The 14,954-nt window shown below is 40.8% G+C and carries 10 protein-coding genes and 1 pseudogene; 4 read left to right on the top strand and 7 right to left on the bottom strand.

The window, feature by feature from the left end; all coding sequences use genetic code 11:
* Positions 1–63 precede the first annotated feature (63 nt).
* Together I6E11_RS04730 and I6E11_RS04725 are read right to left on the bottom strand one after the other, a co-directional pair.
* A complete protein-coding gene (locus I6E11_RS04730; RefSeq protein ID WP_235336684.1) occupies positions 64–672 on the bottom strand; it encodes a response regulator transcription factor in 609 nt (202 codons plus the stop codon).
* A complete protein-coding gene (locus I6E11_RS04725) occupies positions 669–1,364 on the bottom strand; it encodes a hemerythrin domain-containing protein (RefSeq protein ID WP_235336683.1) in 696 nt (231 codons plus the stop codon). Before I6E11_RS04725 ends, I6E11_RS04730 begins: the two co-directional genes overlap by 4 nt.
* 194 nt (positions 1,365–1,558) lie before the next feature.
* Here I6E11_RS04725 and uvrA point away from each other — a divergent pair, with 194 nt between their 5' ends.
* The 4 genes and pseudogenes from uvrA to I6E11_RS04705 all read left to right on the top strand — a co-directional run bounded on the left by uvrA (position 1,559) and on the right by I6E11_RS04705 (position 9,404).
* Positions 1,559–4,333 (top strand): excinuclease ABC subunit UvrA, encoded by a 2,775-nt coding sequence (gene uvrA / locus I6E11_RS04720; RefSeq protein ID WP_235336682.1) that lies wholly within the window; start codon positions 1,559–1,561, stop codon positions 4,331–4,333.
* A gap of 223 nt (positions 4,334–4,556) precedes the next feature.
* Positions 4,557–7,151, top strand: a complete 2,595-nt coding sequence (xyl3A, locus tag I6E11_RS04715; protein WP_235336681.1) for a xylan 1,4-beta-xylosidase — start codon at positions 4,557–4,559, stop codon at positions 7,149–7,151.
* Between the two features lie 65 nt (positions 7,152–7,216).
* Positions 7,217–8,670: pseudogene (locus tag I6E11_RS04710) on the top strand (RapZ C-terminal domain-containing protein).
* Positions 8,667–9,404 carry a nucleotidyltransferase family protein gene (locus I6E11_RS04705; protein ID WP_235336680.1) on the top strand — a complete coding sequence of 246 codons (738 nt, stop codon included), beginning with the start codon at positions 8,667–8,669 and terminating at the stop codon, positions 9,402–9,404. The pseudogene I6E11_RS04710 and the gene I6E11_RS04705 overlap by 4 nt, the downstream one beginning before the upstream one ends.
* 45 nt (positions 9,405–9,449) lie before the next feature.
* On the opposite strand, the gene metH is transcribed toward I6E11_RS04705, so the two are convergent.
* The 5 genes from metH to I6E11_RS04680 all read right to left on the bottom strand — a co-directional run bounded on the left by metH (position 9,450) and on the right by I6E11_RS04680 (position 14,889).
* Positions 9,450–12,209 carry a methionine synthase gene (gene metH / locus I6E11_RS04700; protein WP_235336679.1) on the bottom strand — a complete coding sequence of 920 codons (2,760 nt, stop codon included), beginning with the start codon at positions 12,207–12,209 and terminating at the stop codon, positions 9,450–9,452.
* Between the two features lie 10 nt (positions 12,210–12,219).
* Positions 12,220–12,681 (bottom strand): SsrA-binding protein SmpB, encoded by a 462-nt coding sequence (smpB, locus tag I6E11_RS04695; RefSeq protein ID WP_235328590.1) that lies wholly within the window; start codon positions 12,679–12,681, stop codon positions 12,220–12,222.
* A gap of 36 nt (positions 12,682–12,717) precedes the next feature.
* On the bottom strand, positions 12,718–13,287 hold the full coding sequence (locus I6E11_RS04690; RefSeq protein ID WP_235336677.1) for a YIP1 family protein: 570 nt from the start codon (positions 13,285–13,287) through the stop codon (positions 12,718–12,720).
* Between the two features lie 245 nt (positions 13,288–13,532).
* Positions 13,533–14,297 (bottom strand): hypothetical protein, encoded by a 765-nt coding sequence (locus I6E11_RS04685; protein ID WP_235336675.1) that lies wholly within the window; start codon positions 14,295–14,297, stop codon positions 13,533–13,535.
* 82 nt (positions 14,298–14,379) lie between these two features.
* Entirely contained in the window at positions 14,380–14,889 is a 510-nt protein-coding gene (locus I6E11_RS04680; RefSeq protein WP_235336673.1) for a DMP19 family protein, read from the bottom strand.
* Positions 14,890–14,954 lie beyond the last annotated feature (65 nt).

Genomic DNA, 14,954 nt, shown 5'->3' with positions numbered 1-14,954 from the left:
AACACTGCAAAGGTAATCACTTCCGCCTTTTCAGGCAATACCTAAAAATAGGTATTTTTCAGTTTAAAGTTTCATCTTTACCTCGCTTATATCTACTAATTTATTCACAATAGCATATATTGTAAGACCGGCAGCCGAATGAACCTGGAGTTTACGTGTTATGTTCCTTCGGTGTGTAATGACCGTGTGTACTGATATGTAAAGTTTTTCGGCTATTTCCTTATTGGTCATGCCCTTAACCACATATCCAAGTATTTCTTTCTCTCTCTGGCTCAATGATTCTGAATCGCTGTCCTCTTCTTCGTTTACATGTATCATAGCCGAAAGCTTTGCAGAAAGTGTTTCTATATCGTCAAACAGGTTTATACTCTCATCATAACCTTTCAGCATATTTGCATCTACTACAGTACATATCAACGATATAAACTTCACATCCTGTGCCTCATATTGGCGTTTGATTTCCTCTACATTGAACCATCCGTCGAACATAGGGTTCACTATCAATATTTCAGGTTTATGCGATTCCATACACAGTTGCAATCCCTCCATAGAGGATATTTCCAACGTTTCCACATTATAGTCGGGAAGATGCCTCAATACAGATATCAGCCCTGTCCTTACTATCATGGAAGCCTCGGCAACTGCAATATTTATAACATCATGAGATTTCATCTTGCCTCCTTTTCCAATTTCTTTATTGCCGGCACAAACAGGAAATCCTCTACCCTATTGTGCGATGCCAAATCTTCCTCGCAACTGAAGATATCGAACAAGGTTGCATTTAGCAAACGGTTGTTCCCTCCTGCTGGAAAATACTTGATAATTATGTTCTTTAGTTCCGTAAGTTTAGTGTCGATATGTTCGTGATGGCTGGCAAACACACTTATGTTATAACCATCCGGATGTTCTCCACTCAGAAGTTTCTCTACATAAGTAAACACATTTTCATTCTCGTGCTCCATATGTTTCTTCACTTCGTCAACATACGCATCGAAGAAACGCAATATAAGGAATGTTACATCTTTCTCTTTCGAATCGCCTATGGCCTCAATCAGTTTCTTTCTTATCTTAGGAAGCTGAAAATCAAGAAAGTAACTATGTGCTTCTCTTAAATAGTTCATAAGTGAAGTTATGGATATTCCTTCCAGATGATCTTCCATCCTGTTACTGTCTTCTATAAGGAAGTTCACCACTGTCAGAAATGTATTGCAGTCCACATTATTCAGTTCGCAAACCTCACGTACATTTTTATCTCCAAAGCCTAGGGATATCCCAAACCGGCTCAAAACCTGAAGAAGAGTATAATTTTCGCAAATCAGGTCACTCATTTTATCCGTCGGTTTGTAGATTCTGGTTCTATACATATTCAAAACATTGTTCATAGTTCTAATTCGGTTGCAAAATAATATATAAAAATCAGAGTTGTCAATACCTACTTTTAGGTATATTTCATATTTACAAAGATGAGGAAAATAGCTGAAAAAATCTAATTTCATACATTAATTTTCCGAATTCTGACTGAATGTCCTATCTTTGCATATATAAAATACGAAACAGAATGTCTGACAGCAAATACATTTCAATAAAAGGTGCAAAGGTAAACAACCTTAAGAATATAGACGTCGATATACCGCGCAACAAACTCGTGGTAATAACCGGTCTGTCCGGTTCAGGAAAATCTTCACTGGCATTCGATACTCTTTATGCAGAGGGCCAAAGAAGATATGTAGAAAGTCTGTCATCATATGCACGACAATTCCTCGGAAGAATGGGAAAGCCGGAATGCGATTTCATAAAAGGCATTCCGCCTGCGATAGCCATCGAGCAGAAAGTTGTGAGCCGAAATCCGCGTTCTACCGTAGGTACTTCAACAGAAATATACGAATATCTGCGACTACTGTTTGCCAGGGTGGGAAAAACATATTCTCCTGTTAGTGGTGAAGTAGTAAAGAAGGACAGTCCGGAAGATATTGTCAACTGCATGCTTTCCTATCCTAAAGGTACAAGATACACAGTCCTCACCCTATTGCTTCCACGCGACGGACGTACACATCAGGAACAGCTGGATATGGACCTGAAACAAGGTTTTACACGTCTGGAAGTTGATGGTGAAATAGTAAGGATAGAAGACTACAAGTACGACGAAAGCGACAAGGTATATCTTCTGATAGACCGGATGAGCTGCAATGACGACAAGGATTCGATAAGCCGACTGACTGATTCGGCCGAAACTGCCATGTACGAGGGCGATGGTACCTGCATGCTGCGCTTCTACCTACCCGATGGCGAAACCAGACTTCACTGTTTCAGCACAAAATTCGAAGCCGATGGAATCAAGTTCGAAGAGCCTACTGACCAGATGTTCTCGTTCAACTCCCCTATCGGAGCATGTCCGACATGCGAAGGTTTCGGCAAGATTATAGGTATTGATGAGCATCTGGTAATACCAAACAGAGCACTGAGTGTATACGACGGTGCCGTGATGTGCTGGCGAGGAGAAAAAATGGGAGAATGGCTCCAGGAATTCCTGCGTGAGGCGCCCAAACACAATTTCCCTATTTTCGCACCATATTACGAGCTTACAGAGGAACAGAAAGATTATCTCTGGCATGGTCCACGTGAAAAAGTATGTATAGACACCTTCTTCAAGATGCTTGAAGAAAATCAGTATAAGATACAGTACAGAGTAATGCTGGCACGCTATAGAGGCAAGACCACTTGTCCTACATGCAAGGGCGGCAGACTGAAGAAGGAAGCCACTTACGTGAAAGTAGGCGGAAAAAACATCTGCCAGCTGGTGGATATGCCTATATCAGAACTTAAGGAATTTTTCCGTACGCTTCAACTTAACGAGCACGACACTCTTGTGGCACAGAGACTTCTTAACGAAATAAACAGCCGCCTGAATTTCCTGATGGACGTAGGCCTTGGATATCTTACACTTAACCGTCTGAGCAATACGCTGTCCGGCGGTGAAAGCCAACGTATAAATCTTGCCACTTCGCTTGGAAGTAGTCTGGTTGGTTCATTATATATCCTTGACGAACCGAGTATAGGACTTCACAGCCGCGATACAGACAAACTGATAAAAGTATTGCGACAGCTCCAACAGCTTGGCAACACAGTTGTAGTGGTGGAACATGATGAAGAAATTATACGTGCAGCAGACTATATTATAGACATAGGTCCGAAAGCAGGACGCCTGGGCGGTGAGGTGGTATATCATGGCGACATGAAAGACTTACAAAAAGGCAGTAACAGCTACACTGTGAAATATCTGTTGGGCGAAGAGACTATTCCTCTCCCGCTAAGCCATCGTTCATGGAATAATTATATCGAGATAAAAGGTGCAAGAGAAAATAACCTGAAAGGTATAGACGTTAAATTCCCACTTAATGTAATGACCGTAGTCACCGGAGTAAGCGGTTCAGGTAAGAGTACACTCGTACGCGACGTTTTCTTCAAAGCGTTAAAACGCGAATATAGTGAATCGAGCGAACGTCCTGGCGAATTCGTGTCATTGGAAGGCGATATAAAGATGATAAACGATATAGAGTTTGTCGACCAGAATCCTATCGGGAAGTCATCACGCAGTAACCCTGTAACATACGTCAAGGCATACGACGAAATCAGAAAACTGTTTGCCGAACAACCTCTGTCAAAACAAATGGGATATACTGCCGGCTATTTTTCTTTCAACACCGAAGGAGGTCGTTGCGAGGAATGTAAAGGCGAAGGTACCGTAACAGTGGAAATGCAGTTTATGGCAGACCTTGTACTGGAATGCGAGTCTTGCCACGGAAAGCGCTTCAAGAGTGATGTACTTGAAGTAAAATTCGAAGGGAAAAATATTTACGACATACTTGAGATGACCGTTAATCAGGCTATAGAATTCTTTACAGAGCACAACCAGAAGAAGATAGTAAAGAAACTGCTACCACTACAGGAAGTAGGATTAGGCTATATCAAGCTCGGACAGTCATCATCTACACTTTCAGGAGGTGAAAACCAGAGAGTAAAACTGGCATATTTCCTCAGTGTAGAGAAATCGCAGCCGACAATATTCGTGTTCGACGAGCCTACCACCGGTCTGCATTTTCACGACATAAAGAAATTGCTCGAGGCTTTCGATTCTCTTATAGCAAGAGGACATACAATAGTCATCATTGAGCATAATATGGATGTAATAAAATGTGCAGACTATGTTATCGACCTTGGTCCAGAAGGTGGAGATAAGGGAGGTAATCTGGTAATTGCCGGTACTCCCGAAGAAGTAGCAAAATGCGGTGTATCCTACACAGGACAATTCCTGGCAGAGAAAATGTATCAGTAAGATTTATTATAAATATTATAAAAGGTTGTAAGACTACGTAAAACAGTCTTACAACCTTATTTTCTTTCTGAATATATTATAATAGTACAAAATGAAACATATACGTAAGTATTTGTTACATAAAGAATACATATTCTCAATCAATACAAGTATATTTGCATCTGTTACGGCATAAAAGTATCCGTAAGTAAAACCATGAAAAAACATAACAACATTAACCATTATGAATTTTAAAATCTTATTACAGACAGGCATCTTCTGTGCATTAGCATCATCATGCGCACAAGAAAACAAATTTCCTTATCAAGACCCATCATTATCTCCCAAAGAAAGAGCTGAAGACTTATTGAAAAGACTTACTCTTGAAGAAAAAGCCTTACTGATGCAAAACGAATCACCGGCTATTGAAAGACTCGGCATCAAAGCATACGACTGGTGGAACGAGGCTCTTCACGGAGTGGCAAGAGCAGGTTTGGCTACAGTATACCCACAATCAATCGGTATGGCAGCATCATTCAACGACGAACTTCTGTACGATGTATTTACATCTGTTTCGGATGAAGCAAGAGCAAAATCAACTGAGTTCAGTAAGGCCGGTGGATTGAAAAGATACCAGGGACTAACAATGTGGACTCCCAACGTAAACATATTCAGAGATCCACGTTGGGGAAGAGGACAGGAAACATATGGTGAAGACCCTTATCTGACATCAAGAATGGGTGTTGCCGTAGTCAAAGGTCTTCAAGGCCCGGACGACAGCAAATACGACAAGCTGCATGCTTGTGCAAAACACTATGCCGTACACTCCGGTCCGGAATGGAACAGACACAGTTATAATGCCGAGAATATATCACCAAGAGACTTATGGGAAACTTATCTGCCGGCTTTCAAGGAACTTGTACAAGAAGCTGATGTCAAGGAGGTAATGTGCGCATACAACCGTTACGAAGGTGAGCCATGCTGTGGCAGCAACAGACTTCTTACCCAAATCCTACGCGACGAATGGGGATTCGATGGTATTGTGGTATCAGACTGCTGGGCTATCAATGACTTCTGGAGCAAAGGTCATCATGAAACACATCCGGACAAGAATCATGCCATTGCCGATGCCGTATCGAATGGAACCGATTTGGAGTGCGGACCTAACTATTCATCACTTCCTGAGGCTGTCAAGGCAGGACTTATCACAGAAGAGCGTATTGACGTATCTCTCAAAAGACTTCTGAAAGCGAGATTCGAATTAGGAGAGATGGATGAAAAAACTCCTTGGAATGAAATTCCATATTCGGTTGTCGATTCAAAAGAACACAAGGAACTGGCTCTGAAGATGGCAAGAGAATCAATGGTTCTTTTACAGAACAAAAACAATATCCTACCTCTAAAAGGTAATGAAAAGATTGCTCTTGTAGGTCCTAATGCAAACGACTCTATAATGCAATGGGCAAACTACAATGGTTATCCTTCACACACCATAACCTTACTGGAAGGACTTAAAAATTCTGTCAAGCCGGAAAACCTGATATACGAACAGGGATGCGACAGAACTATCAGTACATACCTGCACAGCACTTTCAGTCAATGTAGCAATGATGGCAAACCAGGTTTCAAGGCTACATACTGGAACAACACAGAGATGAAAGGTGAACCGGCAACAGTTACTCACGTAAGTACACCTTTCCATTTCATAACAACCGGTGGTACGACTTTTGCTTCAGGAGTAAACATACAGAACTTCTCTGCAAAATATGAAAGTGTTTTGAAACCGGAAAAAGACACAGATATGGATTTCTGTTTCACGGCTCATGCACAGATTAAACTTTACATAAACGGTGAAAAGGTAGGAGAAGGAAAATTTATCAAAAACAACGAAAGCCTGTATACCCTAAAAGCCAAAGCAGGAAAGGAATACAATATTGCTATAGAATATACATTCAACAGTAATGACCGTGCTGCATCACTTGACTTCGATATGGGGTATTATGTTCCTGTCGACCTGCAAAAAAGTATAAATGCAGTAAAAGATGCCGACATAGTTATATTTGCCGGTGGTATATCTCCTACCCTTGAGGGTGAAGAAATGTCTGTCAAGATTCCGGGATTTAAAGGTGGCGACAGAACAAATATAGAACTGCCTGATATACAAAGAGAATTCATCAAGAAGCTGAAAGCAGCAGGAAAGAAAATTGTTTACGTGAACTTCTCCGGTTCTGCAATGGGGCTCGTTCCTGAATCACAGAACTGCGACGCCATTATTCAGGCATGGTATCCTGGACAGGCCGGCGGTCAGGCTGTTGCAGACGTAATTACAGGCAAATATAATCCTGCAGGAAGACTCCCTATCACTTTCTATAAGAATGTAGAACAGTTGCCAGACTTTGAGGATTACTCGATGAAAGGACGTACATACAGATATATGACAGAGAAACCTCTCTTCTGCTTCGGTCATGGATTGAGCTATACTACATTTGAATATGGGAATGCCACTGTAAGCAGCAACACTCTTGACGAGGAGGATGAAATAAAACTCACTATACCTGTAAAAAATATAGGCAAGATGGATGGTGAAGAAGTAGTACAGGTATATCTGAAATACAATAAGGACAAGGAAGGACCATCACATGCCCTGAGAGGTTTCAAGAGAGTGGAAATAGAAAAAGGAGAAACTGAAAATATAGAAATCACCCTCGAAAAAGAAGACTTCGAATGGTTTGACACTCTGAACAACACAATGAGAACTCTTGAAGGAGAATACACTGTATATTATGGTGGTACATCCGATATGAGTAAACTCAAAAAACTCACTGTAGAGGTGAAATAAAGAATATTTCTTGCATTCAACGAAAAAGAGTTGTACTTTTGAAATCAAAGAATACAACTCCAGACATGAATACAGAAATTATAAGTACATTATACAAACAAGTTACCGGTCAGCAGCACGATAATATCGAGCTGCTGACCGGTTCCGGTTCCAACCGTCAGTATTTTCGTATGACCGGAATCCGTAGTCTGATAGCCGTACGAGGAGAATCAATTGCAGAAAACCGTGCCTTCATATATATGGCTCGTCATTTCCGTAGTAAAGGAATACCGGTACCTGAGGTTCTTGCAGTTTCCGACGATGAAAGCTGCTATATTCAGGAAGACCTAGGCGATACTCTCCTTTTCAATGCCATATCAAACGGCAGAACAACAGGAGAATTCAGCGAGAATGAAAAAGGACTCATACGCAAAAGCATATCCCTACTACCGTCAATCCAGTTCAAAGGAGCCGAGGGTATGGACTTTGGTATTTGCTATCCGTTATCGGATTTCAACCGCCGCACGATTATGTGGGATTTGAACTACTTCAAGTATTGTTTCCTTAAGGCCACAGGCATCAGTTTCAACGAGAGTACCTTGGAAGACGATTTTGAGGAAATGACAGAAATTCTGCTCAAAGCATCATCCGATACTTTCATGTACCGCGACTTCCAGAGCCGAAATATAATAATCAAGGACGAAGCGCCATACTTCATCGATTTTCAAGGAGGACGCAAAGGCCCTATCTATTATGATGTAGCCTCATTCCTGTGGCAGGCTAAAGCCAACTTCAACAATGATTTAAGGGAAGAAATGATTGAGACGTATATAAGCGAGGCAAGCAAGTTCACAAAAATCAATCCTGCAGAGTTTAGAAAGACATTACATCACTTCGTTGTTTTCCGTACTATGCAGGTACTCGGTGCATACGGTTTCCGCGGACTGTTTGAACGTAAAACCCATTTCATTGAGAGCATTCCATATGCTCTAAACAACATTCAAACACTGTTTAAAGACCATTTAAACGAATATCCATACCTTAGCAAACTGCTCATGCAGTTATCTCAAATGGATATAAATGACATAACAACATTAAAACGATGAATACAGACAAACAACTTACAGTAAAAGTGATGAGTTTCTCCTATCGTAAAGGTATTCCGGAAGACACTTCCGGCAACGGAGGAGGATATGTTTTCGACTGCCGATATGTACACAATCCGGGAAGATATGACGAATACAAGCCTTTGACCGGACTTGACAAACCGGTTATAGACTTTCTTGAAAACGATGGCGAGATAACAGAATTCCTTAGTCACGTATATGCACTTGCAGATGCACACGTGAAACGATATATTGAAAGAGGATTTACCAGCCTGATGATATGTTTTGGTTGTACAGGTGGACAGCATCGTTCTGTCTATTCAGCACAACATACGGCAGAACATATTCACAACAAATTCGGAGTAAGAGTAGAACTCCTTCACCGTGAACAGAATATAGAGCAAATCTTCGAAGCCAATAATACAGAAGTATGAGAGCGATGATTTTTGCAGCTGGTTTGGGTACAAGACTCAAACCTCTGACAGACACAATGCCCAAGGCCCTGGTACCTGTAGCAGGCAAACCAATGCTTGAACATGTCATCATGAAACTGAAATCATCCGGATTCGATGACATCATCATTAACATCCATCATTTCGGGGAACAGATTATAGACTTCCTTCACGCCAACAATAACTTCGGAGTGAATATCCATATAAGCGATGAAAGGGAAATGCTTCTTGACACAGGCGGAGGAATAAGACGTGCCCTCGAACTATTCCCTACTGACGAGCCTGTGCTGATACATAATGTAGATATCCTGTCGGATGTAGACTTAAACGCATTATATGATTTCCACCTCCGTTCCGGTAATGATGCCACTCTTATGGTAAGCGAAAGAAAAACATCACGCTATCTTATATTCAATAAGAAAGACAGACTCTGCGGATGGATAAACAAGAACAGTGGTGAGACAAAACCAAAAGGTTTCATTTATAACTCTTCGGAATATTCTGAATATGCTTTCAGCGGAATACATGTGGTTTCGCCATTAATAATGAAATATATGGGAGAAAACTTTAAAGGTAAATTTCCTATAATGGATTTCTATCTTGGGACATGTCATGAAGCACATTTCGGAGCATGTATCAAGCCGGAAATAAAGCTGATAGATATAGGAAAGCCGGAAACTCTGGAGAAGGCAAATGAGTTTATAAGTACATTATAACAATAAAGGCGGTCCACAATGAACCGCCTTTATTGTTATACATTATCAATCCCAAAGTTTAAGTCTGTTTTCACGAGCCTCATCAAGCGAAACCACATTGATTTTCTTTTCCTGATGGGCATCTGTAAGAGCCTTATATTCATCGTAAAGTTCTTTCACAAATACTTCTTTTTGCTCCGGATTAAGTAGTTTGGCTGCCACAGGTGCATTCTGCGAAGCGTCCTTAAGATGAACTACAGGAGCATGATATGCAGGAACAATCTTCAATGCAGTATGAAGCTTGGATGTAGTAGCACCTCCCACTATGACAGGTATATCAAGTCCGGCACGCTCCATTTCCGAAACAGTATGTACCATTTCGTCAAGCGAAGGAGTAATCAGTCCGCTTAATCCTACGATATCAACCTTCTCACGAACAGCGGTTTCTATAATCTTATCGGCCAGTACCATGACACCAAGGTCTATAATCTCAAAATTATTACATGCCATTACCACACCTACAATGTTTTTTCCGATGTCGTGTACATCACCTTTCACTGTAGCCAAAAGGACTTTTCCCGCACTTGCCGCACCATCCTTCTTTTCGGCCTCAATATACGGCTGGAGAACAGCCACAGCCTTTTTCATCGTACGGGCTGTCTTCACTACCTGCGGAAGGAACATCTTGCCTGATCCGAACAATTCACCTACGTGATTCATTCCGTCCATCAACGGACCTTCTATAATGCTCACAGCGTTAGGATATTTTCCAAGAGCCTCATTCAGGTCATCTTCAAGAAAATCACCAACACCTTTCACCAGTGCGTATTTCAATCTTTCCTCTACCGTAGCTCCTTCCCTCCAAGCTATCTTAGACGAAGAAGCCTGTTCCTCAGTCTGTCCCTCTTTTTCGGCTTTCAGACGTTCGGCTGTCTCTATCAGTCTTTCTGCAGCATCAGGACGACGGTTTAAAACTACATCCTCAATCCTTTCAAGTACATCTTCCGGAATATCTGTATACAAAACTGATGCTCCCGGATTTACTATACCCATATCCATTCCCTGCTGGATGGCATGATAAAGGAATACGGCATGCATAGCCTCGCGGATATAATTATTACCGCGGAAAGAGAAAGAAAGATTGCTCACTCCTCCACTGATATGTGCTCCCGGAAGATTTTTCTTTATCCACCCTGTAGCACGTATAAAGTCTACAGCATAATTGTTATGTTCCTCTATACCCGTTGCCACTGCAAGTACATTAGGGTCGAATATAATGTCGTGCGGATTGAAACCTACCACCTCTGTAAGAATACGGTATGCACGTTCGCACACTGAGATTTTCCGCTCGTATGTATCAGCCTGTCCCTGCTCGTCGAATGCCATAACTATGACTGCTGCACCGAAAGCCTTGACTGTGCGTGCATGCTCTATAAACACCTCTTCTCCTTCCTTCAGAGAAATGGAGTTAACTACACACTTACCCTGTACACATTTCAGACCGGCAAGAATAACATCCCATTTCGAAGAGTCAATCATCACAGGCACACGTGCTATCTCCGGTTCGGAAGCCAGAAGATTAAGGAATGTAGTCATCTCTGATGCCGCATCCAGCAGACCGTCATCCATATTGACATCTATCACCAAAGCCCCGTCTTCCACCTGCTTACGTGCAATGGAAAGAGCCTCATCGTATTTCTTTTCGTTAATCAATCGGAGAAACTTTCTTGAGCCTGCAACATTACATCTTTCGCCCACATTCACAAATCGCACTTCAGGTGTAAGTTCCATAAGTTCAAGACCGGAGAGCCACATACATTCCGGACTGGCTGCCGGTTTATGAGGCACGGCATCCTTTATCAGCTCCTGATATTTGGCTATATATTCCTCAGTAGTACCACAACATCCACCGATAATGTTTACCAATCCCTCATCGATATATTCTTTTACCTCTTCTGCCATCTGCTCCGGAGTCTGGTCATACTGTCCCAGACTGTTCGGCAATCCGGCATTAGGATAAGCACTTATATAATACGGTGCACGAGCCGCCAGAGATTCCAGAAATGGCTTAAGCTGTTTTGCTCCGAACGAGCAATTAAGTCCTACAGAAAGAATATCTGCATGTTGTACCGATGCCAGGAAAGCATCAAGAGTCTGTCCGGAAAGAGTTCTGCCCGCAATATCAGATACAGTAACAGAAAGCATCAAAGGCACTTTTCTGCCGATAGTATGCATGGATTTCTCTGCTGCCATGATTGCAGCTTTCGCATTCAGTGTATCAAATATTGTTTCTATAAGTATAGCGTCAACCCCACCCTCAAGCAATGCCTCCATCTGTATGCAGTATGCAGAACACAGTTCATCGAATGTCAGCGCACGATAAGCTGGATTGTTCACATCCGGACTCATAGAGCAAGTCTTGTTCGTAGGTCCTACAGATCCTACCACAAATCTGGGTTTTTCAGGATTTTGTGCCGTAAATTCATCGGCTACCTTTCTTGCCAGACGTGCAGCCTCAAGATTTATCTCACGACAGAGATGCTCTGCATGATAGTCTGCCATCGACACCGGAGTGGCATTAAAACTGTTTGTTTCTATTATATCAGCTCCTGCCTGAAGATATTTACGATGTATTTCCTCTATCACGTCAGGCCGTGTAAGACAAAGCAAATCGTTATTACCCTTCTGCTGTCCGGACAAGTCCTTGAAACGTTCTCCGCGGAAATCTTCCTCAGTCAGTCCATACTTTTGTATCATCGTACCCATAGCTCCATCCAGAACCAGAATACGCTCGTCCAATAGTTGTTGTATTGTTTTTGTAAGCATTTTGCAATGTTTATCTCTTAAACATACGGTCCATCATTCTCTTGTCATCTTTCTCTTTAAGCGTTTCGCGCTTGTCATACTGTTTCTTACCCTTGGCAAGTGCTATTACCACTTTGGCAAGTCCGCGTTCGTTGATAAACATTCGTGTAGGGACTATGGTAAATCCCGTTTCCTGTATTCCACGCTGTAACTTACGAAGTTCCTTCTTGTTGAGCAACAGTTTGCGGTCGCGACGTGCCAGATGATTATTATACGAACCATAGAAATACTCGGCTATATGCATATTCTTTACCCATAGTTCACCCTTGGAAAAGAAACAGAAAGTATCCACAAGGCTTGCCTTTCCTTGCCTGATAGACTTTATCTCCGTCCCGGTAAGCACTATTCCGGCGGTATACGTATCTATAAATTCATAATCGAACGATGCACGCTTGTTCTTTATATTTATATTGTTATTAGTCTGATTCTTCATATTCAGTCCTTCCTTTTAATCAGTGTCCCCACTTCATCAGCGAAGAGTGACAGACAATTTATTAAACACAAATTCAATAAGCGACGGACACAGCAGAATTACCACCGTAGCAACTAAAGTAAATAATGTGACCTTATCCTCACTTATTTTAAGAAACCGTCTTGTTCCTTCAAAAGCCACAAACAGTGTATATATCTGAAGTATAACAAGCAAAAGTTTCAATGACAACAGACTACTAAGTATGTCTAACACAAATTTCACTGTCATGGAATATGCCACAAATACCGACACCATATCCTTTGACAAAGTTGTTCCAAACCATTTCTGCAACATTTTGTCTATCAGATAAGAAGACAGGAAGAAACCTCCAAACAAAGCAACGGCAACGGCGCAACAGTGTGTCAATGCTACCTGAAAAACATCCGGAATAAATTCTTTTCCGAAAAAAGTTCCTATAAACTCACTCACGCCACATAAACCTATAAAAGGATAAACAAAATTCGGGAGAACAGATTTTGTATCGCCTTCTGCAGAAATCTGCTCCCATGCTTTCGACGGCGATGATAGTATGAACAATGTCCTTGACAACAAATCCTTGTAATTCAATTTTCCTAAGTTTTAAATTTCTAATCTATTGATTTTCTTAGACTAATACCTTAATCTGAGATTATCGTCACTTAACGACGATTCGAACTGCAAATTTATAAAAAAAGAACGAAAATGCTCTGTTTAAAGATATGATTTTTACTATTATAATCTGTTACACAAGCATAATACCAATAAAAACCAACGGGTGGCAAACTCTAAGCTTTAAGTTTGCCACCCGTCACGACTTTAACAATTATACATTTTTATATATTCGTGTTATTGCCAAAATACTGATCAATTATAGACTTGTAATTAATCCTTATTTCACTTTCTTTAGCATCATCCATAGTAGATTTTGAAGAATACTTAAATTTGATAATTATCGTTTCCGGTTCAGAACCTCCCAATACGTAATTCAAATCAAAATGACGCGTTTCAGTACCTGCGCTTAATCTTTCATCATTAATTTCAGGATCGGCTACTATATGATTCAGATAAAGAACCATCGTATTATCTTTTACATCAGGGTCTTCTTCTGCTGTAGCTTTATAAATGACGAACCGATGTTTATCCAATTCTGTTTTCAAATCAGCTGCATTGGATGAATCCTTATAGTAATAAGTAAGATTTATGAATACGTTTGTTTTGTCAAAAAAGTTTACCGTAGCCCCTACTGTATGTATCGGTGCATTAGACTCCATCTCTCCTGATGTAAACCCAAAATCGTTAATAGGAAGAAGGTTTAAAATTTCTCCCTGAATGCTACTTGCACCTTGGGTTATAGTTCTGGTATCATATTTATATGTTACTACAGCAAACTCTGTATTAATTTCACTGGTAATAGCCTCCGCATTTGTTGGTTCCACTGTATATTTTCCGGCACTCTCAAAACTATAGAGGCCCATAAATCCTTTTACTTTCATTATTTCCGTACCTGTGAAATACGGATCAGGATCACCCAAACAAGAACTCAACCCCAATATAACCATCAATGCGGTAAACAAAACCGCAAACTTTGTCTTCTTCATAAATATCTTTTTAACTTTAAAATTAATAACTATACATATAAAATACAGATTTGCACATAAAACTGCACAAAGCTACAAAAAATTATTCTACAGAAGCAAAATCATCAATATGTTCGTCCACATACTCAGCTATTGTAGCAGTTATCACTTCTTCCATATCCATAAACTGCTCCTCAAGATCATCGAAAGCCTCATACTGCTCATACATAGCCATAAACTCTTCGTCGGTACGTTCTTTTTGCAAATCAGCCTTATTTGCATCATAAATAGCTTTTGCATCATAAAGAAGTTTTGCAAAATCCTTGGCACCGAACATACGCATAGCCTTTGCAAAAGGATTTTCGAAAATGTAAGAACCATATCCGTTCTGTATCAGTTGTACAAACCCTCCTTCAAGCACTTCTTCGCGAAAGAAATGATATCCCAACAACGAATGCTGGTAACCATTGAGCAAAGGCATTGTCTCGGCATTGATTTCACCACCTGTAACCTCTATATATTTATCTGTAAAAACTTTGAGAAAAGCATCCATACCTTCCTCCGCTCCCCTGCGCAAATCTGCGTCGGACACTGTTATTTTATTTGTTCCCATATACTATATTCTTACTGATACAAAGGAAATATTTTTTCGTGAAACATACAATATTTAGGCGAAAA

The organism is Bacteroides caecigallinarum (assembly GCF_021531075.1).
Taxonomy (GTDB): Bacteria; Bacteroidota; Bacteroidia; order Bacteroidales; family Bacteroidaceae; genus Phocaeicola; species Phocaeicola caecigallinarum_B.
Note: the sequence above shows the minus strand (reverse complement) of the source record. Positions and strands in the feature narration are given on the sequence as shown.